This is a genomic window from Pseudoxanthomonas sp. SGT-18 (assembly GCF_003931645.1).
Lineage (GTDB): Bacteria > Pseudomonadota > Gammaproteobacteria > Xanthomonadales > Xanthomonadaceae > Pseudoxanthomonas.
In genome coordinates this window covers 110,955-135,271 of sequence record NZ_RRYJ01000002.1, presented here as the reverse complement: position 1 = coordinate 135,271, position 24,317 = coordinate 110,955, and the positions used below count along the sequence as shown (strand labels likewise).

Genomic DNA, 24,317 nt, shown 5'->3' with positions numbered 1-24,317 from the left:
AAGTTCAGCGGCCTGGCGCGGACCGCTTCCGGATCTCCACATTGTGACGTGCTGCCGTCCGCCCATGCAGGAACTTAACCGCCCGCCGCTTACCGTCGCGCAGGCCGCCCGCCGGCCGCGCGCGCCTTCTCCTGTTATGGGATTTGACGCGGCGGAAACAACCTCGGGATGATAGCCGCCCCTTCCATACACAACCGGATGGTGCACCCATGCTCCCAGGCCTCGACGGACTCCGATTCAGCCACTGGCAAGCCGCCAGGCGCGACGACGGAGTCGTGGTACTGGCGCTGGACCGGGCCGACGCGGCGGTCAACGCGCTCTCGCAGGACGTCCTGATCGAACTGGGCGACATCGTCGAGCGCCTGGCGATCGACCCGCCCAGGGGCGTGGTGTTCCGTTCGGGCAAGGCCAACGGCTTCATCGCCGGCGCCGACCTGAAGGAGTTCCAGGAATTCGACCGCAAGGGCACGGTCAACGACGCGATCCGCCGCGGCCAGGCCGTGTTCCAGAAGATCGCCGAACTGCCCTGCCCGACCGTGGCCGCGATCCACGGCTTCTGCATGGGCGGCGGCACCGAACTGGCGCTGGCCTGCGACTACCGCGTGGCCAGCAATGATCCGTCCACCCGCATCGGCCTGCCGGAAACCCAGCTGGGCATCTTCCCGGGCTGGGGCGGCAGCGCCCGCCTGCCGCGCCTGGTCGGCGCCCCGGCGGCGATGGACATGATGCTCACCGGCCGCCGCCTGGCCGCCAAGGCCGCGCGCAACATCGGCCTGGTCGACAAGCTGGCCGAGCCGGCGGTGCTGGAGGACGTGGCCGCCGCGCTGGCGCTCAAGGGCCTGGAGCGTCCGTTCGGCCAGCGCTTCAAGGGCTGGGCCACCAATACCTGGCTGGCGCGCAAGATCCTGGCCCCGCAGATGGCCAAGCAGGTCGCGCGCAAGGCGCGCAAGGAGCACTACCCGGCCCCTTACGCCCTGATCAGCACCTGGGAGCGCAGCGGCGGCGCCGGCATCCAGGCCCGCCTGGACGCCGAACGCAAGGCCGTGGTCAAGCTGGCCGCCAGCCCGACCGCGCGCAACCTGATCCGGATCTTCTTCCTCAGCGAGCGGCTCAAGGGCCTGGGCGGCAAGGAGCATGGCATCGCCCACGTGCACGTGGTCGGCGCCGGCGTGATGGGTGGCGACATCGCCGCCTGGGCGGCCTACAAGGGCTTCAGCGTCACCCTGCAGGACCGCGAGCAGCGCTTCATCGACGGTGCCCTGTCCCGCGCGCAGGAGCTGTTCGGCAAGCGGGTCAAGGACGCGGCCAGGCGCGCCGAGGTCGCCGCGCGCCTGCAGGGCGACCTGGCCGGCGACGGCGTGGCGAAGGCCGACCTGGTGATCGAGGCGATCATCGAGAACCCCGACGCCAAGCGCGAGCTGTACCAGTCGCTGGAGCCGCGGATGAAGCCGGACGCGCTGCTGGTGACCAACACCTCCTCGATCCCGCTGGACGAGCTGCGCGGCCACATCGCGCGCCCGGCGCAGTTCGCCGGCCTGCACTACTTCAACCCGGTGGCGCAGATGCCGCTGGTCGAGATCGTCCGCCATGCCGCGCTGGATCCGGCCACCGAGCAGCGCCTGGCGGCGTTCTGCAAGGCGCTGGACAAGTTCCCGGTGCCGGTGGCCGGCACCCCGGGCTTCCTGGTCAACCGCGTGCTGTTCCCGTACATGCTCGAGGCCGCGCACGCCTATGCCGAGGGCATCCCCGGCGCGGTGATCGACAAGGCCGCGGTGAAGTTCGGCATGCCGATGGGCCCGATCGAGCTGATCGACACCGTCGGCCTGGACGTGGCCCAGGGCGTGGGCGCCGAGCTGTCGCCGTTCCTCGGCCTGTCGCTGCCGGAGGCGCTGTCCACGGTCGAGCCGGGCAAGCGCGGCAAGAAGGACGGCCAGGGCCTGTACAAGTGGGAGAAGACCGAGAAGGGCAGCAAGCCGGTCAAGCCGGAAGTGCCGCAGGGCTACAAGGCCCCGGACGACCTGGAAGACCGCCTGGTCCTGCCGCTACTCAACGAGGCGGTGGCCTGCCTGCACGACGGCGTGGTCGACGATGCCGACCTGCTGGATGCCGGCGTGATCTTCGGCACCGGCTTCGCGCCGTTCCGCGGCGGCCCGATCCAGCACATCCGCGCCACCGGCGCCGACGTCCTGCTGGAGAAGCTCAAGGCCCTGCAGGCACGCCACGGCGAGCGCTTCGCCCCGCGCCCGGGCTGGGACAGCCCGCTGCTGCGCCAGCCGCCGGCATAAGCGGCGGCCCTGCCGCGCCGGCGCCCGCGCACCGGCGTGGCCGGCCCCTGGAAGACAGGACCGGGCGGCCCATGGCCGCCCCGTCCCGTTTCCATGCCCGGCACCGCTCCGGGCGGCCTATTCGATCCCGGCTTCGTCCAGCATCCGCCGCAGGAACGCGACCTGGGCGTCGCGGCGGTCCGGCCCGTCGTAACGGCGCACGATCCACCACTGCCGCGCGCTGGTGGATTGCCCCGGCTCCAGGGCCACGTAGGGCGCGTGCACCTCCAGCTCCATCAGGCTCGGATAGGCCGGGTCCGGGCGCCAGTCCAGGTACAGCTCGACCTGGCCCTGCTCGGGGTGGATCCGTTCCAGCGGCTGTTTCTCGAAATGGATCACGAAGGCCTGCCCGGCGTTGAAGCCGGCGATCCAGCCGGCCTGCGGCTGGATGAACACCTTGCCGCGGCGGCCCAGCAGGCCCTCGCCCGGCGGCAGCAGCTCCAGCGAGAACAGGCCGTCGTCGCTGCGGCTCACCAAGGCGTCGTAGCCGCCGTCGGTATCCGAGCGCACGCGCACGCCGCTGCCATCGGCGGCCACCGGCACGTACACCCGCGTCTGCGGCGGCACCCGCGAGTTGAACCAGATGTCGCGCGCCACCGGTTCCTTGCGGATGTTGCGCATGTCCACCACCAGCTCGGCGCGGTCGTGGGCGAGGTTGAACGACTGGGTCAGCTGCACGCCGCTGACCGGGCTGGCCGCGCCCTCCACCACCAGGCGGGCATCGCCCTGCTCCAGCACCTTCGCCGGGGCATGCGCCAGCCACGGATCCGGCGGCCAGATCGCGCCGGCCTTGCGCCGCGCCGGGTTGAGGGCCTGGTGCGTCCACCACTCCGACTGCGGCCCGACCCAGACCTCGTGGCCCAGGTAGGGGATGTTGTCGCCGTCGGCGCGCACCTGCGGGTCCGGCTCGGCCTGCACCGCCGGGCCCTCCAGCAGCAGGTTGGGCGCGCCGGGCAGCGACAGGTGCAGGATGCGCCCGCCCAGCCGCGGCGATACGTCCATCTGCAGCGCGGGGCCCTGCAGGCGCATGCGCAACGGCACCGGCGGCTCGGCCGCGACCGCGGCCAGCGAGGCCGCGCCCAGCAGCGCGGCCAGGAGGGACTTGCGCACGTGGAGTCGGGTTTCGGGCATATGTACCCCCTGGGGTTGTCCGGCCTGCCCGCGTCCGCATGCAGCGGGGGACGCCCCCGCCGGGCAGGTCACATGGTGTGGGTGGGCTTGTCGCCGTTGAGGGTGCCGGCGAGCAGGGTCTCGATCCGGTTCTTGACCGCCTCCCCGTCGGTGCCTTCCGGGAACTGCACGCCGATGCCGGCGACGCGGTTGCCCTGGGCGCCGGCCGGCGTGACCCAGACCACCTTGCCGGCGATCGGCAGGCGCTCGCTGGAATCGGGCAGGGTCAGCAGCAGGAACACCTCGTCGCCGAGGAAGTAGCGCTTGGGCGTGGGCACGAAGATGCCGCCGTTGCGCACGTAGGGCATGTACGCCCCGTACAGGCCGGCCTTGTCCTTGACCGCCAGCGACAGGATGCCCTGGCGTCCGCTTGCAGCACTCATTGGATCATTCCCCTTTACTCGCGCCGGCTAGGTCTTCGTGCTGCGTGCCAGGTCGCGCCAGCCGAGCAGCAGGTCCGCCATCACCAGGTCCGCCCGCACCGTGCTGCGCAGCAGTTCGCGGGCACGGTTGGCGCGGTCGAACCACTCCGCCAGCTTGTGCAATCGGGCTGGATCGGTCAAGCCGGAAGCGGCCTCGCCCACCGCGTGTTCGGCGGCGTGGCGCAGGCGTTCCTCGCCACGCTCGTCCGCGCCCCAGCGCTGCGCCACCTCCAGCGGATCGGCGCGGCCGCCGCCGATCGCGGCCAGGTCGGCCGCGACTTCCTTGCGCAGGGCCAGGCCATCGCCTTCCAGCCAGCTGGCCGCCAGCCCCGGGTGGCCGCGCGCGGCGTCCAGCGCCTCGCCCGCGGCCGCCTGGGCGTGGCCGCGCGCCTGCAGCCAGGCCAGCGCCTCGGCACGCGGCGGCAGGCGCATCTCCAGGCGCTGGCAGCGGCTGCGGATGGTGGCCGGCAGGCGCGCCGGACTGGCCGTGACCAGCCACAGGTAGCGCCCCGGCAGCGGCTCCTCGAGGGTCTTGAGGATCGCGTTCCAGGCGCTGTAGTTGACCGCGTCGGCCGGCTCGACCACCGCCACCCGCGAACTGAACGTGGCCGAGACCTCCAGCCGCTCGGACAGCTGGCGCATCTGCTCGATCACGATCTCGGTGCGCATGCGCGGCGGCGACGGCTTCAGCCGCCACTCGTAGCCGACGAAGATCAGGTCCGGGTGCGCGCTGTGGCCGTCGGGCTGGGCCAGGGAACCGTCCGGGCGGGTTTCCACCGGATCGCGCTGGGTACGGGTGGCGAACAGCTCGCAGCTGCGGCAGCGGCCGCAGGCCCGGCCGCCGGCGCGCGCCTCGCACAGCACGTACTGCGCCAGCGCCTCGATCACCGCGCGCTTGCCCAGCCCGGCCGGGCCACACAGCAGCAGTGCGTGCCCCAGGCGCCCGGCGTCCACCGCCGCGGCCGCCTGCTCGTACAGGCGCTGCTGCCAGGGCGCGAAACCGTCCGGGCTCATGCGCCCTCCCGCCGGTCCAGCCACGCCGCCACCGCCGCGGCGACGTCGCGGCCCACCGCCTGCGGCGGCTGCGCCGCGTCGATCAGGGCGAAGCGCTCCGGCTCGGCCCCTGCGCGCTGGCGGAAGCCGCGGCGCACGCGCTCGAAGAATTCGTCCTGCTCGCTCTCGATCCGGTCCGGCCACAGGTCGCGGCCGCTGGTGCGGGCGCGGCCCTCGCGCACGTCCAGGTCCAGCAGCAGGGTCAGGCCGGGGCGCAGGCCGACGGTGCGCCGTTCCAGGTCGCCGATCCAGGCCGGGTCCAGGCCGCGGCCGGCGCCCTGGTAGGCGTAGCTGGAATCGGTGAAGCGGTCGCTGACCACGAACGCACCGCGCTCCAGTGCCGGACGCACCACCTCGGCCACGTGCTGGGCACGGGCGGCGAACATCAGCAGCAGCTCGGTCTGCGGGTGCAGCGGCTCGGCCACGTCCTGGCCGGGCGCCGAGCGCGCCAGCAGCAGCTCGCGGATGCGCTCGGCCAGCGGCGTGCCGCCCGGCTCGCGGGTCAGCACCACCTCGTGGCCGCGCGACAGCAGCAGGTCGCGCACCGCCGCCAGCGCGGTGCTCTTGCCGGCGCCCTCGCCGCCCTCGAGGCTGACCAGGCGCGGATGCATGGGCAATGCCTGGCTCACTGCTGCGGCTCCGCTTCGGCGCGCGGCGGGCAGTTGCGCCGGCGCTGGTAGCAATCCACCGCGCGGTTGTGCTCGGCGTAGGTGGCCGAGAACACGTGCGAGCCGTCGTTGCGCGAGACGAAGTACAGCGCGTCGCCGGGCGCCGGGTTCACCGCCGCGTGGAGCGCGGCGCGGCCGGGCATGGCGATCGGGGTCGGCGGCAGGCCCGGGCGGGTATAGGTGTTGTACGGGGTGTCGGTGGCCAGGTCGCGCTTGCGGATGTTGCCGTCGTAGGCGCTGCCCATGCCGTAGATCACGGTCGGGTCGGTCTGCAGCAGCATGCCCTTCTGCAGCCGGCGCGAGAACACGCCGGCGATCTGCGGGCGCTCGTGCGCCTGGCCGGTTTCCTTCTCCACGATCGAGGCCAGGATCAGGGCCTCCTCCGGCGAACGCAGCGGCGTGTCCGGCGCGCGGTTCGCCCAGGCCTCGGCCAGGGCCTGCTCCATCGCCGCGTAGGCACGGCGCAGGATGTCCAGGTCGCTGTCGCCGCGCTGGTACAGGTAGGTCTCCGGCAGGAAACGCCCTTCCGGGTGCTGGCCGGGATGGCCCAGCGCCGCCATCAGCGCGGCGTCGTCCAGGTCGGTGGCCTCGTGCAGCAGCGGCTCGGCCGCGGCCAGCGCGGCGCGCAGCTGGCGGAAGTTCCAGCCCTCGACGATGGTGACGCGGTAGTGGATGACGCGGCCATCGCGCATCCGCCGCAGCAGCTCGCGCGGGGTGATGCCCGGCTCCAGCGCGTACTCGCCGACCTTCAGCCGGCCGGCGGCGTCCAGTTCCCGGGCCAGCAGGCGCCACTCCAGGTCGTGCCCGGCCACCACGCCGGCCTGGCGCAGGCGCGCCAGCACCGTGCGCAGGCCGTCGCCGCGCTCGATGCGCACGCTGGCCGGTTCGCCGGTCCAGGCCGGAGCGTCGGCGAAGCGCTGGTAGTGGTTCCAGCCCCAAGCCGCCACGCCGCCGGCCAGCAGCAGCACGGCCAACAGCACGCCCAGCGAAATCCCGATTGCACGCCTACATCCGCCGGCCACGGCCACCTCGTTCCCAGGAAGGTCGCTCAGGATACCGCGCCGCACGTGCCGCCCGCCGCCCCCGCGCGGTTCACGCCTCCGGCACCAGCGCGCGCAGCAGGCCGCGCGCCTTGGCCCGGGTCTCGTCCAGCTCGCGGCCGGGAACCGAGTCGACCACGATGCCCGCGCCGGTGCGGAAGCTGGCGGTGTCGCCCCGCACTTCCGCGCTGCGGATCAGGATGTTGAGGTCCATGTCGCCGTTGCGGCCCAGCCAGCCGAAGGCGCCGGTATAGGCACCGCGCGGTACCTGCTCCAGCTCGGCGATGATCTGCATGCAGCGCACCTTGGGGCAGCCGGTGATGGTGCCGCCGGGGAACACCGCGGCGATCACCTCGCCCGGGGTGGCGCCGGGGCGCAGCTGGCCGCGCACGTTGCTGACGATGTGGTGGACGTGGGCGTAGCTCTCCACCGTCATCAGTTCGTCGACCTCGACGCTGCCGGGCGTGCACACGCGACCGAGGTCGTTGCGCTCCAGGTCGATCAGCATCACGTGCTCGGCGCGCTCCTTGGGATGGCCGACCAGCTCGCGGATGCGCGCGGCATCGTCGTCGCCAGGAAAGCGCGGGCGGGTGCCGGCGATCGGCCGGGTCTGCACCGTGCGCCCGTGCACCGCCACCAGCCGCTCCGGCGAGGAGCTGGCCACCGCCCAGCCCTCTCCGGCGAACAGGCCGGCGAACGGCGCCGGGTTGGCCTGGCGCAGGCGTGCGTACAGCGCGGCCGGATCCAGCGGCGCGTCGAAGCGCGCCTGCCAGCCGCGCGAGAGGTTGACCTGGAACACGTCGCCGGCGCGCAGGTAGTCGAGCACGCGCGCCACGCCGTCGAGGAAGCGCTGCGGTTCGTCCTCGCCGATTTCCGCCGGCGGCTGCCACGCCGGCAGCGGCGGCAGCGCGGCGCTGGCCTCCAGGTCGGCGCGCAGCACCCCGAGCAGGTGCCCCTGCCCCGGCTCGGCGATGGCCACGCACTGCCCGCTGGCGCGGTCGCGCAGCACCGCGGCCGGACAGCGCAGGGCCAGCGCCGGCGGGCGCCCGTCCTGGCGCTGCGGCAGCTGCAACACCGGTTCGACCTGGGCGGCCAGTTCGTAGTCCAGCAGCAGGGCCCAGCCGCCTGCGAACGGCCAGCGCGGATCGGCGATGCCGGCATGCTCGCGCCGCCACCAGGCATCGAGCGCCTGCAGGAAGGTACCGGCGTGCTCCGCACCGTCGAGATCGCGGGTGGTGCCGTCGGCATCCAGGCGCAGGCCGCGGCCGTCGGCCACCAGCAGCAGGTCCCAGCGCCCCTGGGCGGTGCCGGAGGCGACGGACTCGAGCAGCAGCGGATAGCGCGACGGCGCCTGCCGGTGCAGGGCCAGCAGGTCGACCGACGCCGGAAGCGCGAAGGGCTGGAGCATGGGATGGGCGGCCCCGGCGGCGGATGCCGTTGCAGTGGCGGGCGCCGGCCGCGGCCGGCGCCGTAGCCATCAGATGCGGCCGAAGACCAGGGTGCCGTTGGTGCCGCCGAAACCGAAGCCGTTGGACACGGCCACGTCGACCCTGGCCTGGCGCGCCACGTTGGGCACGTAGTCCAGGTCGCAGCCCTCGCCCGGGTTCTCCAGGTTGATGGTCGGCGGCACGATGCCGTGGTGGATGGCCAGCACCGAGAAAATCGCCTCCACGCCGCCGGCGGCGCCCAGCAGGTGGCCGGTCATCGACTTGGTCGAGCTGACCATCATCTTGTAGGCGTGGTCGCCAAAGGCGCGCTTGATCGCCAGGGTCTCGGCCAGGTCGCCCAGCGGGGTCGAGGTGCCGTGCGCGTTGAGGTAGTCGACCTTCGCCGGATCGATCTTCGCGTCGCGCAGCGCGGCCAGCATGCAGCGCGCGGCGCCGTCGCCGTCCTCGCTGGGGGCGGTCATGTGGTTGGCGTCGGCACTGGCGCCGAAGCCCAGCAACTCGGCGTAGATGCGCGCGCCGCGTGCCTTGGCGTGCTCGTACTCCTCCAGCACCAGGATGCCGGCGCCGTCGCCCAGGACGAAGCCGTCGCGCTCGGCGTCCCACGGGCGCGAGGCGCGCTCGGGCTCGTCGTTGCGGGTGGACATGGCCTTCATCGAGCAGAAGCCGCCCATCGAGGTCGGCGAGGAGCCGCGCTCGGCGCCGCCGGCCACCATCACGTCGGCGTCGCCGTGCTGGATCAGGCGCATCGCCGTGCCGATGGAATGGTTGGAAGTGGCGCAGGCGGAGACGGCCGAGAAGTTCGGCCCCTTCAGCCCGCGGATGATGCTCAGCTGGCCCGGCAGCATGTTGATGATGGTGCTGGGCACGTAGAACGGCGAGATCTTGCGCGGGCCGCCCTCGAGGTACTTGGCGGTCTGCTCCTCGATGCCGAGGATGCCGCCGATGCCCGAACCGATGATCGCGCCCACGCGCTCGGCGTTGGCCTCGGTGATCTCCAGGCCGGAGTCGTCCAGGGCCATGAACGCAGCCGCCAGTCCGTAATGGATGAACGGCTCCATCTTCTTGGCGTCCTTCGGCGGCAGGAACGCGGTGGGATCGAAATCGCGGATCTCGCCGGCGATGCGGGTGGCGTAGGCGCTCGCATCGAAATGCGTGACCGGGCCGATGCCCGACCGGCCGTTGACGATGCCATCCCAGCTGCTGGCCAGGTCGTTGCCCAGCGGCGAGACCATGCCCATGCCGGTGACGACGACGCGACGCTGACTCATTGGCGGCTCCTGCTGCTTCTCGGTGCGGGATTGCGCATGCCGGCGGGTTTCCGCCGGACATGCACGGGGCCGCATGCAGCGGCCCCGTCGGAATGTGGTCGCCGCGGACCACGCGGGTCCGCGGGCACGGCGCGCGTCAGCTCTTGACGTGGGCCTTGATGTAATCGATCGCCTGCTGGACGGAGGTGATCTTCTCGGCCTCTTCGTCCGGGATCTCGCACTCGAACTCCTCTTCCAGGGCCATCACCAGCTCGACGGTGTCGAGCGAGTCGGCGCCCAGGTCGTCGACGAACGATGCGCTGTTGGTCACTTCCTCTTCCTTGACGCCGAGCTGTTCGACGACGATTTTCTTGACGCGCTCTTCGATGGTGCTCATGGGTTTGCTGCTCCAGGCGGAGTGGTTGTTGGTCGAACCGGCGCGAGGATGCGCGGCCCGGGTTTCACTGATCCACAAGGCGGATAGTGTAGTCAAAAGCCGGGGCCACTGGCACCCGCGGGAAAATGCAGGCCATTCAGAAGCTTGCGCGGCTTTTGGGGTCTTGTTTGGCAGCTGCGGGCCGGTGTCAGGCCATGTACATGCCGCCGTTCACGTGCAGGGTCTCGCCGGTGATGTAGCCGGCGTCCGGGCCGGCGAGGAAGGCCACGGCGCGGGCGATGTCCGCCGGTTCGCCGAGGCGGCCCAGCGCGATCTGGCCGAGCATCGCCTCCTTGGCGTCCGCCGGCAGGTCACGGGTCATGTCGGTGTCGATGAAGCCCGGGGCAACCACGTTCACGGTCACGCCGCGGCTGCCGATCTCCTTGGCCAGCGACTTGCTGAAGGCGATGATGCCGGCCTTGGCCGCGGCGTAGTTGGCCTGGCCGGCGTTGCCGGTGGCGCCGATCACCGAGGCGATGTTGACGATGCGGCCCTTGCGCGCCTTCATCATCCCGCGCATCACCGCCTTGCAGCTGCGGTAGACGCTGGTGAGGTTGGTGTCGAGGATGGCCTGCCAGTCCTCGTCCTTCATCCGCATGAGCAGGTTGTCGCGGGTGATGCCGGCGTTGTTGACCAGGATCGAGACCGGGCCGAACTCCTTGGCGATCGCGTCGACCAGCGCGTCGATGGCGCCGGGCTCGGTGACGTCGAGCCGGCGGCCGTGGCCGCCCTTGCCCGCCAGGCGCTCGCCGATCGCCTGCGCGCCGGCATCGCTGGTGGCGGTGCCGACCACGGTGGCACCGCGCGCGGCCAGCTCGTCGGCGATGGCCGCGCCGATGCCGCGGCTGGCGCCGGTAACCAGGGCGATCTCGCCGCTCAGGGGCAGGTTGCTCATGTCGACCTCTTGAATCTTCAGCTAGGACGGCCGCGGCGCGGCCGCGTGGATGTCAGCGCCAGTCGGCCAGCGCCGCGTCGAAGTCGGCCGCCGCGCCGATGGCGCGCGCGTCCAGCGACTTGTCGATGCGCTTCACCAGGCCGGCCAGGACCTTGCCCGGGCCGCACTCGGCGATGCGGGTGGCGCCACGCGAAGCCAGCGCCTGCACGCAGCCGGTCCAGCGTACCGGCAGGTAGAGCTGGCGCACCAGGGCGTCGCGGATCGCGTCCACGCCCTCGTGCACCTGCGCGTCCACGTTCTGCACCACCGGCAGGGCCGGTGCCTGCCACTGCAACTGCGCCATCGCCTCGCCAAGGCGGTCGGCCGCCTGGCGCATCAGCGGGGTATGCGAGGGCACGCTCACCGCCAGCTTGACCGCCTTGCGCACGCCGCGCTCGGCCAGCAGCGCCAGCGCCGCGTCGACCGCGGCCGCGTCGCCGCCGATCACGATCTGGCCGGGCGAGTTGTAGTTGGCCGGGACCACGATCCCGCTGGACGAGGCCTGGGTGCAGACCTCCTCCACCACCGCGTCCTCGGCGCCCAGCACCGCGGCCATCGCACCGCTGCCGGCGGGCGCGGCCTCCTGCATCAGCTGGCCACGCAGGCGCACCAGGCGCGCGCCGTCGTGCAGCGACAGCGCGCCGGCGGCCACCAGCGCGGTGTACTCGCCGAGGCTGTGGCCGGCCAGCAGCGCCGGCTGTGCGCCGCCCTGGGCCTGCCACGCGCGCCAAGCCGCCACGCCCGCGGCCAGCAGCGCCGGCTGGGTGAACTCGGTGCGGTTGAGCTGCTCTTCCGGGCCCTCCTGCGAGAGCTTCCACAGGTCGACGCCGGCGCCTTCGGAGGCCTCGGCGAAGGCCTCGCGCACCTGCGGGTGCGCCGCCGCCAGTTCGGCGAGCATGCCGACGGACTGGGAACCCTGGCCGGGGAAGACAAAGGCAAGCGTCGCTTGGGTCACGTGCTGTCGCAATTCGAAGAAGGACGGCGATGATACGGGCGCAACGCGCCGTTTGTCTGTACGACCGCGTATGTGCAGGCCGCGGCGAACGCGCCCGGGACTGCCCGGAAACGCGGAAAGGCCGCACGGTGGCGGCCTTTCCGGTTCGCTGGACGTGGTGCCAGGCTCAGTAGCGCAGCAGCGCCGAGCCCCAGGTGAAACCGCCGCCGAACGCTTCCAGCAGCAGCAGCTGGCCGCGCTGCACCCGGCCGGAGCGCACCGCCTCGTCCAGCGCCAGCGGCACCGAGCCGGCGGAGGTATTGCCGTGGCGGTCGACGGTGACGACCACGCGGTCCATCGGCATCTCCAGTCGCTTGGCGGTGGCCTCGATGATGCGCAGGTTGGCCTGGTGCGGGATCAGCCAGTCCAGGTCGCCGCGGCCCAGGCCGTTGGCCTCCAGGGTCTCGTCGACCACGCCGTCCAGCGCCTTGACCGCGTGCTTGAACACCTCGTTGCCGGCCATGAGGATGCGCACGCCGGCATTGGTGGCGCCGGCGTCGAAGCCACTGGACACGCCCGCCGGGCAGTGCAGCAGCTCGCGCTTGCTGCCGTCGGCGTGCAGGTGGGTGGAGAGGATGCCGGTCTCGCTGTCGGCCTTGAGCACGACCGCGCCGGCACCGTCGCCGAACAGCACGCAGGTGGTGCGGTCGGTCCAGTCGACGATGCGGGTAAGGGTCTCTGCACCGATCACCAGCGCGGTGCGCGCCGCGCCGGAACGGATGAACTTGTCGGCCACGCTCAGGGCGAACACGAAGCCCGAGCAGGCGGCATTGACGTCGAACGCCGGGCAACCGGCGATGCCCAGCTTCTGCTGCACCAGGCACGCGGTGGACGGGAAGATCACGTCCGGCGTGGTGGTGCCGACCACGATCAGGTCGATCTCCTCGGCCGCGATGCCGGCGGCCTCGATCGCCTTCAGCGCGGCCTGGTAGGCCATGTCGCTGGTGGTCTGGCCCTCGGCCGCCACCCGGCGCTCGCGGATGCCGGTCCGCGTACGGATCCACTCGTCGCTGGTGTCGACCACCTTGGCCAGGTCGTCATTGGTAACCACCTTCTCCGGCAGGTAGCTGCCGGTTCCGGCGATGCGCGAATAGATCCGCTCGCTCATGCGTACTCCCGCAGGGAAGGCTCCCGCGGGAGCCGGAGATTGGCCGCAAACCGGGCGGGCGCGACGCGTCCGCCCGGATGGGGGTCTCAGTCTTCCTCGACCACGTTCTTGGTGGCGATGACCTTCTTGCCGCGGTAGTAGCCGTCGGCGGTCACGTGGTGGCGCAGGTGGATCTCGCCGGTGGTCGGGTCGGTCGACAGCTGCTTGGCGGTCAGCGCGTCATGCGAACGACGCTGGCCACGGCGGGACGGGGTGACACGGGATTTCTGCACAGCCATGGGATTGCTCCAAACTCGGTTGAATTGCGTGTTCTGTAAAGCCTCGAAGCCACCCGCCGGTGCCGTTCCAGGGCGCCTTTGCGCGGCGGCGCGGCCGTACTACTTCTTTTTCAGGGCCGCCAGCGCCGCGAACGGGCTGGCCGCCTGCTGTTCTTCCTCGCTGGCCGACCAGGTCCGGTCGACCGGCTCGCTGTCCGGCGAGACCGGGACCACCGGCAGCGCCAGCACCAGTTCGTCCTCCACCAGGTCCAGCGGCCGCAGGATGCCGTCCTCCGGCACCAGCAGCGGCTCGTACCCCGGCGGCAACGCCGCCTCCTGGGCCTCGTCGCGGATCAGCCCCAGGCGCTGCACCGCCTTCACCGGGAACACGAAGCGCTCCAGGCTGCGCTGGCATACCAGCGGCAGGCCGGCCTCCAGCGCCAGCTCGATGAACGGCACCTGCAACGCGTCCTGGCCGAACTCCAGCGTGAAGCTGCATTCGCCCTCGGTGTCGGCGAGGCTGCCCTGCAGGCGCGGCAGCGCCGAAAGCGCCACCCGCCCCTCGAACTGCCGCCGCGTGGCGACCATCCTCCAGGCGTCCAGCGTTTCGGGGACCTGCACTGCGGGCACACCAGCGGACATAAGCCGCTGAATGTTAAGGACCGCCCCGCCCCCTGTCAAACCCGCGCCATGAACGTTTGCCGGTGGGCGCGCGGCGCGGGAGACTGGCGCGCCATTTTCCCACGAACCGGCCATGCTCGTCCTCGCCTCGACCTCCCCCTACCGCCGCGAACTGCTGCAACGCCTGCGCCTGCCCTTCGAATGCGCGCGCCCGGAGGTCGACGAGACCCCGCTGCCGGGCGAGGAAGTGGCGCCGCTGGTGCGCCGGCTGGCGGCCGCCAAGGCCGGCGCGGTGGCGGCCGCGCGCCCGGGCGACTGGGTGGTCGGCTCGGACCAGGCCGCCGAGCTGGACGGCCGCATCCTCGGCAAGCCCGGCGGTCGCGAGGCCGCGATTGCGCAGCTGGCGGCGATGGGCGGACGCGTGGTGCGCTTCCACACCGCGGTGTGCGTGCAGGGCCCGGGTGGCAGCTTCGCCGCCACCGACCTGACCCGGGTCCATTTCCGCCCGCTTGGGCGCGCGGAGATCGAGCGCTACGTCGACGCCGAGCAGCCGTTCGACTGCGCCGGCAGCTTCAAGTGCGAAGGCCTGGGCATCACCCTGTTCGAGGCGATCGAATCGACCGACCCCACCGGCCTCGTCGGCCTGCCGCTGATCGCCCTGTCCGGCCTGCTGCGCCAGGCCGGCTACGCCCTGCCCTGAAGCCCGCTCAGCCGCCGGCCGCGCAGCGCGGCGTGCGCACGAGTTGCATCCAGCCGTCCTCGACGCTGCCGTCGCGTCCGTGCACGCGCAGCGCCAGGCGATGGCGCCCGGGGCGCACCCAGTCCGGCAGCCGGCCGCGGGCGACGAAGCCCACGTCCGGATGGGTGGGATCGGTGCTGTTGCGCCAGTACTCGGCCACCTGCGGCGCCGGTCGGCCATAGTCGGCGCGCGCCAGCACGCGCCCGTCCAGCAGCAGTTCCACCGCCTCCACGCCGACCCCGTCCTTGAACGCCCAGCCGCTGGCCTCGTACGCGCAGTCCAGGACCGCGCCAGCCGCCGGCGCGTCCATCCAGGCCAGCGCCGGCAAGGTGCACTGGCCCTCGGCGCGGCCGGGCGGCAGCCGGAACAGCAGGAAGCGCTGGGCGAGGTTGTCGACCGCCAGCACCTGCGGCGGCGGCAGCGGCCCCAGCCAGTCGCACAGCGACTGGTAGTACTGCAGCGTGTTCTTGAACGGCACGTCGCTGGCGGCGGCCACCAGCAGCACGTCCGAGTCCAGCGGCTGGTCCACCAGCAGGCCCCACAGCGCCAGCTGCGGCGAGCGGCCGTGGTGGGCGTTGAGCGGGTGCGGCAGCACGCGGATGTCCGGATCGCCCATGGCGAAGCCCAGCTGCGCGCCGACCTTGAAGCTGTCGCCCACCAGCACCGTGCCGTCGGGCATGTCGGCCAGCGCGCCGCGCACTTCCGCCGCCAGCGCGTCCCAGCCGGCGAAGTTGCGCGGATAGTGCTTGCTGCCGGCCAGTTCCGCGCGCACCGCCGGGATCGACACCGCCAGCAGCCAGGCGAACGCCAGCACCGCGCCGGCCGCGGTCGTGGCCCAGGCCGCGCGGCGCCAGTGCCGCGGCCAGCCCTGCAGCAGCAGCGCCGCCAACGGCAGCAATGCCAGCCAGGCCGGCAGCGGCCAGTGGAAGCTGACCCGCTCGGCATCGGTGAAGAACCCCAGCAGGAAGAAGCCGCCGGCCACCAGCCCGCCGAACAGGCCGAGGAAGCGCCACGGCGGCCGCAGCGCGCGCAGCGGCCGCGCGCAATGCCATGCGCCGCGCAGCATCGCCGCCAGCAGCAGCGGGGTGACCATCGCCGCCTGCACCGGCAGGAACGCCAGGCCGCCGGCATGCAGCGCCCACGGGTGCCGGTCCACGAACTGGAAGCGCACGCCCGCATCGCCGTGGTCCAGGTTCCACATCAGCAGCGGCGCCCACGCCAGCAGGCCCACCGCCAGGGCCAGCAGCACCCGCGGATCCTCCAGCAGGCGCCGGCCCTGCGGCAGGACCAGCATGGCCGCCGCGCCGGCCACCATCACCCCGGCGAAGCGGTAATGGCTCAGCGCGCCCAGGGCCAGGCCGATGCCCAGTTCCAGCACCGCCAGCGCGCTCACCTGGCGGGTGAGGTGGGTGCCGGCGTGCAGGCACAGCACCGTGGCCAGGGCCAGCGGCACGTCCGGCAGGGCCAGCAGCCCGAGCGTGCCGGACAGCGGCATCAGCACCGCCAGGCTGCCGGCATGCCAGCCCAGGCGGTCGCCGAACCAGCGCCGGCCGATCCGCGCCACCCACCACGGCACGAACGCGCCCACCAGCAGGAACGGCATGCGCAGCGCCAGCAGGTGGTCGCCGCCGAACTCGGTGCCGAGCCGGGCCAGCCACGCGGTCATGCCCGGCAGGTCGGAATAGGCCGGGGCCAGGTGGCGGCCTTCCTGCCAGTAGAAGGCCTCGTCCACGAACAGCGGCAGCCTTGCGGCCACCACCAGCTTCAGCACGCACGCCGCCGCCCACAGCAGGACGAAGGCGCGCCGCGCGCCTAGCCCGTCCTGCATACCCGGTACACTCCAGGCCGATCCGGTAACGCAGGCATGCGATGGCGAACTCCAGGGAAAGACAGTCACTGATCCTACCCGACCCGCTGGCCGACGCCCTCGCCCGTGCGCAGGAACAGGTCAATGCCATGGTCCTCGGCAAGGCGCACGAGGTACGCCTGGCCCTGGTGGCGCTGCTGGCCGGCGGCCACGTCCTGATCGAGGACCTGCCGGGCCTGGGCAAGACCACCCTGGCGCATGCGCTGGCGGCCACCGTGGGCCTGTCGTTCCAGCGCGTGCAGTTCACCTCCGACCTGCTGCCGGCGGACGTGCTGGGCGTATCGGTATACGACGCCAGTGCGCGCCAGTTCCAGTTCCATCCCGGCCCGGTGTTCACCCAGGTGCTGCTGGCCGACGAGATCAACCGCGCCCCGCCGCGCACCCAGAGCGCGCTGCTGGAGGCGATGGCCGAGCAGCAGGTTACCCTGGACGGCACCACCCACCGCCTGCCCGACCCGTTCTTCGTGATCGCCACCCAGAACCCGGTCGACCTGTCCGGCACCTTCCCCCTGCCCGACTCGCAGCTGGATCGTTTCCTGCTGCGCTTCTCGCTGGGCTATCCCGGCGCCGAGGCCGAGCGCGCCCTGCTCACCGGCGCCGACCGCCGCGAGCTGATCGCCCAGGCCGCGCCGGTGCTGGGCGAAGGCGAGGTCCCGGCGCTGCGCGAGGCCGCGGCCCGGGTGCATGCCAGCGAGGCCCTGGTCGACTACGTCCAGGCCCTGCTGGCGCGCAGCCGCCGCCACCCCGGCGTGCGCGTCGGCCTGTCCCCGCGCGCCGGCCTGGCCCTGCTGCGCGCCGCGCGCGCCTGGGCCCTGCTGCTGGGGCGCGGCCACGTGCTGCCGGAGGACGTGCAGGCACTCTTCATCCCGGTCGCCGGCCACCGCCTGGTGCCCGAGGCCGAGGCCGACCAGGGCGCGGCCTTGGCCAAGGCGGTGCTGCACGCGGTGCCGGTGGACTGATGGAACGCCTGCGGGGCTGGGGCGCGCGCATGCGGGCGCTGGCCGCCGCGCTGGAGCGTCCGCGCGCGCCGGAGCCGCTGCCGGCGCTGATCGACCGCCGCCGGGTCTACGTGCTGCCCACCGGCTTCGGCCTGTTCTACGCCGCCCTGGTCCTGGTGATGCTGGTGGGCGCACTCAACTACAACAACAACCCGGCCCTGCTGCTGGCGCTGCTGCTGGGCGCCTCCGGGCTGGCCAGCCTGATCGCCACCCATCTGCAGCTGTCCGGGCTGCGGGTGGAGGCGGCCTCCGCCGAACCGGTGCAGGCCGGCCAGCCGCTGGCCCTGCGCCTGTCCCTGGCCAGCCGCGACGGGCGTGCGCGGCGCGGCCTGCGCGCCGACCTCGACGGTGCCCAGGCCTGGGCCGCGGTGCCGGCCAACGGCTCGGCCGAACTGGTACTGCCCCTGCCCACCCGGCGCCGGGGCTGGCTGGCGCCGGGCCGCATCCGCCTGTCGACCACCCAGCCACTGGGCCTGGTGCGGGCGTGGTCGCGGGTCTGGCCACGCCAGCCGCTGCTGGTCTACCCGCGCCCGGAACCGAGCCCGCCGCCGCTGCCGGACAGCGCCGGCAGCCTCGGCCGCGGCCGCCCCGACCCGCTGGGCGAGGAACCGCACCAGCTGCGCGCCTACCGCCCCGGCGACCCGCCGCGCACCATCGCCTGGAAGCACAGCGCGCGCCGCGATGCCCTGGTGGTGCGCGAGTTCGAACGCGCCGAAGGCCGCGAGCTGGTGCTGGACTGGCGCGACCTGCCGGCGCTGGCGGTGGAGGCGCGGATCAGCCGCCTGGCCGCCTGGGTCGACCAGGCCGAACGCGAAGGCCGTCGCTACCGCCTGCGCCTGCCGGCGCAGGACGACATCGGCCCCGGCCAGGGCCCCGAACACCGCCACGCCTGCCTGCGGGCGCTGGCCCTGCTGCCGGACGGCGCCGCATGAGCCGCGCCGACGCCCCGCTGCTGCCCTCCTCCACCCGCGCCTGGACGGTGGCCACCGCCGGCCTGGCCCTGCTGCCGCTGCTGCTGCTCCTGCCGCCGGGCCTGGCGGTGGGGTTCGCCGGCGCCGCAGCGGTGGTGACCTATGCCTCCTGGGCCCGTCCCCTGCCGGCGTGGCTGCGCCTGCTGCTGGCCCTGGCCATGCTTGCCCTGGTGCTGGCGATGATGGGGCCACGCCTGGGCCGCGACACCGGCTGCGCCCTGCTGGCGGCGATGCTGGCGATCAAGCCGGGCGAGTCCCACCACCTGCGCGACGCGCGCAGCCTGCTGGGCTTCTCGCTGTTCGCCCCGTTCGCCGCGTTCCTGCTCGACCAGGGCCCGCTGTCGATGCTGCTGGGCCTGGCCGCGGTGCTCAGCGCGCTGCTGGCGCTGCAGCGCCTGGCCGACGTGGAGAACCAGGCCACCCCGCTGCCCCTGCGCGAGCGCTTGCGGGTGATGGGGCGGCTGGTCGCCATCGGCCTGCCCCTGGCGCTGGCCGCGTTCTGGCTGTTCCCGCGCCTGGCCACGCCGCTGTGGGGCGTGCCCGAGCGCGCGGTCGCCCGCCCCGGCCTGGCCGATCGCATGGAGCCGGGCACCTGGATCGACTTCATGGCCGATGACACCCCGGCGCTGCGGGTGCGCTTCGACACCCTGCCGCCGGCGCCGGAGCAGCTGTACTGGCGCGGCACGGTGCTGTGGAACTACGACGGCCGCGCCTGGACCCGCGAGCCGGGCCTGGACCTGCTGCCACCGCCCGCGCTGCAGCCGGCCGGAGGCGATACGTGGGCGTACGAGCTGGAGATGGAACCCACCGACCGCCGCCAGCTGGTGGCGCTGGACCTGCCGCTGCATGCCCCGGACGGCGCGCAGCTGGGCTTCGACCACACCCTGGCCAGCGACCGCCCGCTGGCGTCGCTGAGCCGCTGGCACCTGCGCTCGGCGCCGGCACGCCAGCGCGACCTGCAGCTGCATCCGCGCGTGCGCGCCCTGGCCCTGGCGCTGCCGCCCGGGCGCGACCCGCGCACCCGCGAACTGGCCCGGCACTGGCGCGCGGAAGCCGGCGACGACGATGCGGCGATCGTGCAACGCGCCCTGGACTGGATCCGCGCCGAATTCGGCTACACCCTGGAGGTGCCGCTGCCGGCACGCGACGCCGCCGACCAGTTCCTGTTCGAACTGCGCCAGGGTTATTGCGAACAGTTCAGTTCCTCCTTCGCCATCCTGATGCGCGCCGCCGGCGTGCCGGCCCGGGTGGTGATCGGCTACGCCGGCGGCTACCGCAACCCGTTCGCGGACTACTGGATCGTGCGGCGCATGGACGCCCACGCCTGGGTCGAGGTATGGCTGGAAGGCCGCGGCTGGACCCGGGTCGACCCCACCGCCGCGGTCGCCCCCGAGCGGGTCTACGACACCCTGGAGCAGCGCCGCGCGATGCAGGACGCCGGCGCCGGCCTGCGCGCGCTGCGCCTGCACAACGTCGGCCACCTCACCGACTGGCTGCGGCGCGGCTGGAACGACCTGGTCCTGGGCTTCAATGCCCAGCGCCAGCAGGCCCTGCTGCGGCCGCTGGGCCTGCAGCGGCTGGAACCGGCGCAGCTGCTGCTGGCGTTCGCCGCGCTGGCCGCGCTGGCGCTGGCGGCGATGGCCTGGTGGCTGGCGCGCGCCGAACGCGAGCGCGACCCGCTGCTGCGCGCCTGGCACCGCCTGGGCCGGCGCTATGCGCGCCTGGGGCTGGGCCGCGCCACGCACGAACCGGCCCTGGCCTGGGCGCAGCGGGTGGCCGCGGCGCGGCCGCAATCGGGCGCGGAACTGGTTGCACTCAGCCAACGTTTCGCCGATTCGCGCTACGCTCCGGTGCCCAAGGGGGAAATGCACCAGCTGGTCCGCGACCTGCGGAGGCATCGCCCCTGATCCTTCCGGAGGTTGAGATGACCTTGCGCAACACCATCCGAATCCTTGCCGCGGCCGCCAGCCTGTCGCTGCTGGCCGCGTGCGCCACCGCGCCCAAGCCGCTGCAGGGCAGCTTCCCGCAGCTCACCCCGCAACAGGCCGCCGGCAGCGTGCCCGCCGCCAGCCCGGTGCGCTGGGGCGGGCGCATCGTCGAGACCCAGCCCAAGCAGGACCGCACCTGCTTCCAGATGGTGGCCATGCCGCTCAACAGCAGCGGCCGCCCGCAGCGCAACGCCAGCGACGCCACCCAGGGCCGCTTCGTCGCCTGCCGCGCCGGCTTCTACGATCCGGCCGTGTTCACCCCGGGCCGCGAGGTGACCTTCGTCGGCCAGGTCGAGGGCACCGATACCGTGCGCATCGGCGAGTACGACTACAAGCTGCCCAGGCTGGCCGCCGACGTGGTCTACCTGTGGCCGGAAGTGCGCGAGGTCGAGGTGGTGGTCCCGCCGCCGGGACCGTACTGGGGTCCGTACTGGGGCCCGTACCGCCGCGGCCCCTGGGGCTGGTGGTGGTAAGCCGCGCCGGCCTTCCCCGGGCCAATGCGAAGACGCCGCCCGATGGGCGGCGTCTTCGTTTGTGGCATGCGCGGCGGAAGTCTGCCGCCGCTCAGCTGCCGAAGCGGCCCAGCGGCGCGCCCGCCAGCAGGTGCAGGTGGACGTGGAACACGGTCTGCCCCGCGTGCTCGCGGCAGTTCATCACCACCCGGTAGCCGTCCCGGGCCAGGCCCTCGCGGCGCGCGTACTCGGCCGCGGCCAGCATCAGCCTGCCCAGCAGCTGGGCGTGTTCGGGACGGGCGTCGTCCAGGGTCGGGATCGCCTCGTGCTTGGGGATGAACAGCACGTGCACCGGCGCCTGCGGCGCGATGTCCTTGAAGCCGAGGATGTCCTCGTCCTCGTAGACGATGGTCGCCGGGATTTCGCCGCGGATGATCTTGCCGAAGATGGTGTCGCTCATGGTCCGTATGCGGTTGGGCCTGGCGAGGCAGCTTACCGCAGCCGGGGTCCCTGTCCGCCCGGGAGGGGCCGCTGCGGCTTCAGGGCATTTCCGAGCGGCTGCCAAAGGCGTGCGAGAGCGTGCCGCGGTCCACGTATTCCAGCTCGCCGCCCAGCGGCAGGCCCTGGGCCAGGCGGCTGGGGCGCACGCCGTGCTGGCGCGCCAGCTGCGCCAGGTAATGCGCGGTGGCCTCGCCCTCGACCGTGGCGCTGGTGGCGATGATCATCTCCGCCACCTCGCCGCCGGCCAGGCGCGTGGCCAGCGTGTCCAGCCCCAGCTCGCGCGGGCCGATCCCGTCCAGCGGCGACAGCCGCCCCTGCAGCACGAAATAAAGCCCGCGGTAGCCGGTGGCGGTCTCGATCGCCATGCGGTCGGCCGGGGTCTCGACCACGCACAGCTGCTGCCGGTCGCGCGCGCTGCTGGCGCACACCGGGCACAGCTCGTCCTCGCTGAAGTCCCGGCACTGCGTGCAATGGCCGATCCGCTCCACCGCCTCGGCCAGCACCGCCGCCAGCCGCTTCCCGCCCTCGCGCCCACGCTCGAGCACGTGGTAGGCCATGCGCTGGGCGCTCTTGCGGCCGACGCCCGGCAGCACGCGGAAGGCTTCGATGAGTTCCTCTAGAAGCATGTGATCAGTAATTCGTGATTGGGGATTCGAAGGTCCCGCCGCGCTCCGGGACGCGGCGCCGGCGGCCTGTGACATCAAGCGAGCACTGCAGTTGCCGTTGGCTCTTGCGAATCACGAATGACCATAACGAATCACGCTCTTCAGAACGGCAGCTTCATCCCCGGCGGCAACGGCAGCCCCGCCGAGGCGGCGGCCATCTTCGCCTTGGACTCGGCGTCGACCTTGTTGGAGGCGTCGTTGAAGGCGGCGGCCACCAGGTCCTCGACCATCTCCGGGTCGGACATCAGGCTGGGGTCGATCCGCACCTTGCGGCATTCCTTCACGCCGGTGAGGGTCACGCTGACCATGCCGCCGCCGGCGCTGCCGGTGACCTCGAGCTTGGCCAGTTCTTCCTGGGCGCGCTGCAGGTTCTCCTGCATCTTCTGCGCCTGTTGCATCAGCTGGGCGATATTGCCGCGCATCGGTTCAATTCTCGTCTACGGGTCGGATGGAGTCCGGCACCACGCGGGCGCCGTGCTGTTCGACCAGGCGGCGTACCGTCGGGTCGTTGAGGAAGGTCTCCTCGGCCGCGGCCTGGCGCGAGCCGCGCTCGCGGTCCAGCCGCTGGTGCAGGGTCTCGGCCGGGGCCGGACCGGTCTGGATCACGATCTTCGGCGCCCCGCCCAGCTGCCCGGCCAGGGCCTCGGCCAGCGCGTTCACCGAACGCTCGCTGCGCAGGTATTCGAAGCCCGGGTCCAGGGCCAGGGTCAGCACGCCATTGGCGTGGCTGACGAAGGCGGTATTGGTGGCCAGCTGCAGCGCCGGGCCGCTGAGGCCGCCGAGCTTGCAGCTGGCGACCCGCTGCAGCCAGTCCTCGGCATCGGCGATCACCGCGCCATCGGTAGCGGCGGGCGCCGTGGCCGCGGTGGCGGGAGCAGCGGGCACGACCGGCTCCGGCGTCGGCTCGCGCTGCGGCACCGGCGCACCCGGCTTCATCACGATGCCCGGCTGCAGCGCTTCGGCCGCGGCCGGAGGCGCACTGCCGGTGGGCGCGCGCGCCGGCATGGCCGGGGCTTCGTCCTGCGCGGCGGGCCAGGATGGCGGCGCCATCGGCGGCACTTCGCGCGCCGGCGGCTGCGGACGCGGCGGCGCGGCCGCCGCGGGCACCTCCCACGGCGGCGTGTCGGAAGGATCCGCGGACGGCGCTGACACGGGCTCGGCCCGTGGCGCGGCCCGCACCGGCGACGCGGCCACGGCCGTGGCCGCTTCCGGCGCCGGCGCGGCCGGAGCCGCCGCGGCGGCACCCGCCGCCGGCACGCGCTGGCCGCCACCGGAAGCGGCGGCCCCGCTGTCCGCGCCGGCGCCCGGCGGCGGCGCCCCGGCATCGGCCTCGGGCCGGAACGCCAGCATGCGCAGCACGCTCATCTCGAAGCCGACCCGCGGCGCCGGGGCCAGGTCCAGGTCGCGGCGGCCGTTGATCGCCATCTGGTACCAGATCTGCACCACCTCCGGCCGCACCCGGCCGGCGTAGGCGTCCACGTCGATGCCCTCGTCCTCGCGCCGCGCGCCCGGCACCAGCTGCCGCACCTGGATCCGGTGCAGCGCCTCGGCCAGCGCCTCCAGCACGTTGCCCCAGTCAGGGGCGAACCCGGCCAGGCGCTCGACCGTGGCCAGCAGGGCCTCTCCGTTGCCGTCGGCCAGCGCATCCAGCAGCGCCGCCACCTGGGTGCGGTCGACGCTGCCGAGCATGGCCCGCACTGCATCCTCGCGCAGCGCGCCGCCGGCGTAGGCGATGGCCTGGTCCAGCAGCGACAGGCCGTCGCGCAGGCTGCCGTCGGCCGCGCGCGCCAGCTGGCGGATCGCCCCGGCGTCGGCCTCGATGCCCTCGGCGGCCAGGATCTTCGTCATCTGGCCTTCGATCTGGCCCTCGTCCAGCCGCTTGAGGTTGAACTGCAGGCAACGCGACAGCACCGTGACCGGCAGCTTCTGCGGGTCGGTGGTGGCCAGCAGGAACTTCACGTGCCCCGGCGGCTCCTCCAGGGTCTTCAGCAGCGCGTTGAACGCCGCCTTGGAGAGCATGTGCACCTCGTCGATCAGGTACACCTTGTACTGCCCGCGCGAGGGCATGTACTGCGCGTTCTCGATCACCTCGCGGACGTCGTCCACGCCGGTGTTGGAGGCCGCGTCGATCTCCAGCAGGTCGATGTAGCGCCCGGCGTCGATGTCCTGGCAGGCGGCGCACTGGCCGCAGGGCTCGGCGCTGGTGCCCTTCTCGCAGTTGAGCGACTTGGCGAAGATGCGGGCGATGGTGGTCTTGCCCACGCCGCGGGTGCCGGTGAACAGGAAGGCATGGTGCACCCGCCCGCTGTCCAGGGCGTTGCCCAGGGCGCGGACGACGTGTTCCTGCCCGACCAGCTCGGAGAACCGCTTCGGGCGCCACTTGCGGGCGAGGACCAGGTAGGACATCGGCAGAC

Annotated in this window: 24 protein-coding genes; 6 read left to right on the top strand and 18 right to left on the bottom strand. The window is 73.1% G+C overall.

The genetic code is table 11. The features are described from left to right. Window positions 1–209: 209 nt before the first annotated feature. The gene (locus EIM47_RS03685) at window positions 210–2,285 is read left to right on the top strand and encodes a 3-hydroxyacyl-CoA dehydrogenase NAD-binding domain-containing protein (protein WP_026010295.1); all 2,076 of its coding nucleotides are present in this window, start codon (window positions 210–212) and stop codon (window positions 2,283–2,285) included. Window positions 2,286–2,402: 117 nt separating this feature from the next. Here EIM47_RS03685 and EIM47_RS03680 read toward each other — a convergent pair whose 3' ends face one another. The 13 genes from EIM47_RS03680 to EIM47_RS03620 all read right to left on the bottom strand — a co-directional run bounded on the left by EIM47_RS03680 (window position 2,403) and on the right by EIM47_RS03620 (window position 13,743). Beyond that, on the bottom strand, window positions 2,403–3,434 hold the full coding sequence (locus EIM47_RS03680; RefSeq protein WP_084220800.1) for a DUF4380 domain-containing protein: 1,032 nt from the start codon (window positions 3,432–3,434) through the stop codon (window positions 2,403–2,405). Window positions 3,435–3,523: 89 nt separating this feature from the next. Next, on the bottom strand, window positions 3,524–3,877 hold the full coding sequence (locus tag EIM47_RS03675; protein ID WP_019397631.1) for a PilZ domain-containing protein: 354 nt from the start codon (window positions 3,875–3,877) through the stop codon (window positions 3,524–3,526). Between the two features lie 27 nt (window positions 3,878–3,904). Continuing rightward, complete coding sequence (locus EIM47_RS03670) at window positions 3,905–4,930, bottom strand: DNA polymerase III subunit delta' (protein ID WP_028914797.1); 1,026 nt, start codon at window positions 4,928–4,930, stop codon at window positions 3,905–3,907. Next, entirely contained in the window at window positions 4,927–5,598 is a 672-nt protein-coding gene (gene tmk, locus EIM47_RS03665) for a dTMP kinase (protein ID WP_028914798.1), read from the bottom strand. The genes EIM47_RS03670 and tmk overlap by 4 nt, the downstream gene beginning before the upstream one ends. Then, window positions 5,595–6,659, bottom strand: coding sequence for an endolytic transglycosylase MltG (gene mltG, locus EIM47_RS03660; RefSeq protein WP_028914799.1), 1,065 nt, complete (start codon window positions 6,657–6,659; stop codon window positions 5,595–5,597). The genes tmk and mltG overlap by 4 nt, the downstream gene beginning before the upstream one ends. A gap of 70 nt (window positions 6,660–6,729) precedes the next feature. Further along, window positions 6,730–8,085 (bottom strand): aminodeoxychorismate synthase component I, encoded by a 1,356-nt coding sequence (locus EIM47_RS03655; protein ID WP_125076167.1) that lies wholly within the window; start codon window positions 8,083–8,085, stop codon window positions 6,730–6,732. Between the two features lie 69 nt (window positions 8,086–8,154). Beyond that, window positions 8,155–9,393, bottom strand: a complete 1,239-nt coding sequence (gene fabF, locus EIM47_RS03650) for a beta-ketoacyl-ACP synthase II (RefSeq protein ID WP_083852382.1) — start codon at window positions 9,391–9,393, stop codon at window positions 8,155–8,157. Window positions 9,394–9,529: 136 nt separating this feature from the next. Then, the gene (acpP, locus tag EIM47_RS03645; protein ID WP_013535667.1) at window positions 9,530–9,769 is read right to left on the bottom strand and encodes an acyl carrier protein; all 240 of its coding nucleotides are present in this window, start codon (window positions 9,767–9,769) and stop codon (window positions 9,530–9,532) included. 187 nt (window positions 9,770–9,956) lie between these two features. Further along, entirely contained in the window at window positions 9,957–10,703 is a 747-nt protein-coding gene (fabG, locus tag EIM47_RS03640) for a 3-oxoacyl-ACP reductase FabG (protein WP_125076166.1), read from the bottom strand. 52 nt (window positions 10,704–10,755) lie between these two features. After that, window positions 10,756–11,697: an ACP S-malonyltransferase gene (gene fabD / locus EIM47_RS03635; RefSeq protein WP_028914801.1), complete on the bottom strand. Its 942-nt coding sequence runs from the start codon at window positions 11,695–11,697 to the stop codon at window positions 10,756–10,758. A 166-nt stretch (window positions 11,698–11,863) separates the two neighbouring features. Then, the gene (locus tag EIM47_RS03630) at window positions 11,864–12,844 is read right to left on the bottom strand and encodes a beta-ketoacyl-ACP synthase III (RefSeq protein ID WP_028914802.1); all 981 of its coding nucleotides are present in this window, start codon (window positions 12,842–12,844) and stop codon (window positions 11,864–11,866) included. 86 nt (window positions 12,845–12,930) lie between these two features. Continuing rightward, window positions 12,931–13,122 (bottom strand): 50S ribosomal protein L32, encoded by a 192-nt coding sequence (gene rpmF / locus EIM47_RS03625; RefSeq protein WP_019397640.1) that lies wholly within the window; start codon window positions 13,120–13,122, stop codon window positions 12,931–12,933. A 99-nt stretch (window positions 13,123–13,221) separates the two neighbouring features. Then, the gene (locus tag EIM47_RS03620) at window positions 13,222–13,743 is read right to left on the bottom strand and encodes a YceD family protein (RefSeq protein ID WP_039730807.1); all 522 of its coding nucleotides are present in this window, start codon (window positions 13,741–13,743) and stop codon (window positions 13,222–13,224) included. A 112-nt stretch (window positions 13,744–13,855) separates the two neighbouring features. Between EIM47_RS03620 and EIM47_RS03615 the strand changes: the two genes are divergently transcribed. Continuing rightward, the gene (locus tag EIM47_RS03615; RefSeq protein WP_019397642.1) at window positions 13,856–14,422 is read left to right on the top strand and encodes a Maf family nucleotide pyrophosphatase; all 567 of its coding nucleotides are present in this window, start codon (window positions 13,856–13,858) and stop codon (window positions 14,420–14,422) included. Between the two features lie 7 nt (window positions 14,423–14,429). Here EIM47_RS03615 and EIM47_RS03610 read toward each other — a convergent pair whose 3' ends face one another. Continuing rightward, window positions 14,430–16,289 carry a glycosyltransferase family 39 protein gene (locus tag EIM47_RS03610; RefSeq protein ID WP_019397643.1) on the bottom strand — a complete coding sequence of 620 codons (1,860 nt, stop codon included), beginning with the start codon at window positions 16,287–16,289 and terminating at the stop codon, window positions 14,430–14,432. Between the two features lie 41 nt (window positions 16,290–16,330). Here EIM47_RS03610 and EIM47_RS03605 point away from each other — a divergent pair, with 41 nt between their 5' ends. Genes EIM47_RS03605 through EIM47_RS03590 form a run of 4 tightly spaced genes read left to right on the top strand, consistent with a single transcriptional unit; the run spans window position 16,331 to window position 20,758 of the window. Further along, window positions 16,331–17,287, top strand: coding sequence for an AAA family ATPase (locus EIM47_RS03605; protein WP_039730808.1), 957 nt, complete (start codon window positions 16,331–16,333; stop codon window positions 17,285–17,287). Further along, window positions 17,287–18,258 (top strand): DUF58 domain-containing protein, encoded by a 972-nt coding sequence (locus EIM47_RS03600; RefSeq protein ID WP_125076165.1) that lies wholly within the window; start codon window positions 17,287–17,289, stop codon window positions 18,256–18,258. Before EIM47_RS03605 ends, EIM47_RS03600 begins: the two co-directional genes overlap by 1 nt. Then, on the top strand, window positions 18,255–20,204 hold the full coding sequence (locus EIM47_RS03595) for a DUF3488 and transglutaminase-like domain-containing protein (RefSeq protein WP_125076164.1): 1,950 nt from the start codon (window positions 18,255–18,257) through the stop codon (window positions 20,202–20,204). The genes EIM47_RS03600 and EIM47_RS03595 overlap by 4 nt, the downstream gene beginning before the upstream one ends. Before the next feature lie 17 nt (window positions 20,205–20,221). Next, a complete protein-coding gene (locus EIM47_RS03590; RefSeq protein WP_037034491.1) occupies window positions 20,222–20,758 on the top strand; it encodes a Slp family lipoprotein in 537 nt (178 codons plus the stop codon). Window positions 20,759–20,849: 91 nt separating this feature from the next. On the opposite strand, the gene EIM47_RS03585 is transcribed toward EIM47_RS03590, so the two are convergent. From EIM47_RS03585 to dnaX, 4 genes are all read right to left on the bottom strand, one after another. After that, on the bottom strand, window positions 20,850–21,197 hold the full coding sequence (locus EIM47_RS03585) for a histidine triad nucleotide-binding protein (RefSeq protein ID WP_019397648.1): 348 nt from the start codon (window positions 21,195–21,197) through the stop codon (window positions 20,850–20,852). Between the two features lie 79 nt (window positions 21,198–21,276). Continuing rightward, window positions 21,277–21,864 (bottom strand): recombination mediator RecR, encoded by a 588-nt coding sequence (recR, locus tag EIM47_RS03580; protein WP_019397649.1) that lies wholly within the window; start codon window positions 21,862–21,864, stop codon window positions 21,277–21,279. 140 nt (window positions 21,865–22,004) lie between these two features. Next, entirely contained in the window at window positions 22,005–22,325 is a 321-nt protein-coding gene (locus tag EIM47_RS03575; protein ID WP_019397650.1) for a YbaB/EbfC family nucleoid-associated protein, read from the bottom strand. A gap of 4 nt (window positions 22,326–22,329) precedes the next feature. Further along, window positions 22,330–24,309, bottom strand: coding sequence for a DNA polymerase III subunit gamma/tau (dnaX, locus tag EIM47_RS03570; protein WP_125076163.1), 1,980 nt, complete (start codon window positions 24,307–24,309; stop codon window positions 22,330–22,332). Between the last annotated feature and the right edge of the window lie 8 nt (window positions 24,310–24,317).

Coding starts and splice junctions, on each gene's coding strand:
- EIM47_RS03685 (WP_026010295.1), top strand. CDS start 210: ATGCTCCCAGGCCTCGACGGACTCCGATTCAGCCACTGGCAAGCCGCC.
- EIM47_RS03675 (WP_019397631.1), bottom strand. CDS start 3,877: ATGAGTGCTGCAAGCGGACGCCAGGGCATCCTGTCGCTGGCGGTCAAG.
- EIM47_RS03670 (WP_028914797.1), bottom strand. CDS start 4,930: ATGAGCCCGGACGGTTTCGCGCCCTGGCAGCAGCGCCTGTACGAGCAG.
- EIM47_RS03655 (WP_125076167.1), bottom strand. CDS start 8,085: ATGCTCCAGCCCTTCGCGCTTCCGGCGTCGGTCGACCTGCTGGCCCTG.
- fabF (WP_083852382.1), bottom strand. CDS start 9,393: ATGAGTCAGCGTCGCGTCGTCGTCACCGGCATGGGCATGGTCTCGCCG.
- acpP (WP_013535667.1), bottom strand. CDS start 9,769: ATGAGCACCATCGAAGAGCGCGTCAAGAAAATCGTCGTCGAACAGCTC.
- fabG (WP_125076166.1), bottom strand. CDS start 10,703: ATGAGCAACCTGCCCCTGAGCGGCGAGATCGCCCTGGTTACCGGCGCC.
- EIM47_RS03630 (WP_028914802.1), bottom strand. CDS start 12,844: ATGAGCGAGCGGATCTATTCGCGCATCGCCGGAACCGGCAGCTACCTG.
- rpmF (WP_019397640.1), bottom strand. CDS start 13,122: ATGGCTGTGCAGAAATCCCGTGTCACCCCGTCCCGCCGTGGCCAGCGT.
- EIM47_RS03620 (WP_039730807.1), bottom strand. CDS start 13,743: ATGTCCGCTGGTGTGCCCGCAGTGCAGGTCCCCGAAACGCTGGACGCC.
- EIM47_RS03615 (WP_019397642.1), top strand. CDS start 13,856: ATGCTCGTCCTCGCCTCGACCTCCCCCTACCGCCGCGAACTGCTGCAA.
- EIM47_RS03610 (WP_019397643.1), bottom strand. CDS start 16,289: ATGCAGGACGGGCTAGGCGCGCGGCGCGCCTTCGTCCTGCTGTGGGCG.
- EIM47_RS03605 (WP_039730808.1), top strand. CDS start 16,331: ATGGCGAACTCCAGGGAAAGACAGTCACTGATCCTACCCGACCCGCTG.
- EIM47_RS03600 (WP_125076165.1), top strand. CDS start 17,287: ATGGAACGCCTGCGGGGCTGGGGCGCGCGCATGCGGGCGCTGGCCGCC.
- EIM47_RS03595 (WP_125076164.1), top strand. CDS start 18,255: ATGAGCCGCGCCGACGCCCCGCTGCTGCCCTCCTCCACCCGCGCCTGG.
- EIM47_RS03590 (WP_037034491.1), top strand. CDS start 20,222: ATGACCTTGCGCAACACCATCCGAATCCTTGCCGCGGCCGCCAGCCTG.
- EIM47_RS03585 (WP_019397648.1), bottom strand. CDS start 21,197: ATGAGCGACACCATCTTCGGCAAGATCATCCGCGGCGAAATCCCGGCG.
- recR (WP_019397649.1), bottom strand. CDS start 21,864: ATGCTTCTAGAGGAACTCATCGAAGCCTTCCGCGTGCTGCCGGGCGTC.
- EIM47_RS03575 (WP_019397650.1), bottom strand. CDS start 22,325: ATGCGCGGCAATATCGCCCAGCTGATGCAACAGGCGCAGAAGATGCAG.
- dnaX (WP_125076163.1), bottom strand. CDS start 24,309: ATGTCCTACCTGGTCCTCGCCCGCAAGTGGCGCCCGAAGCGGTTCTCC.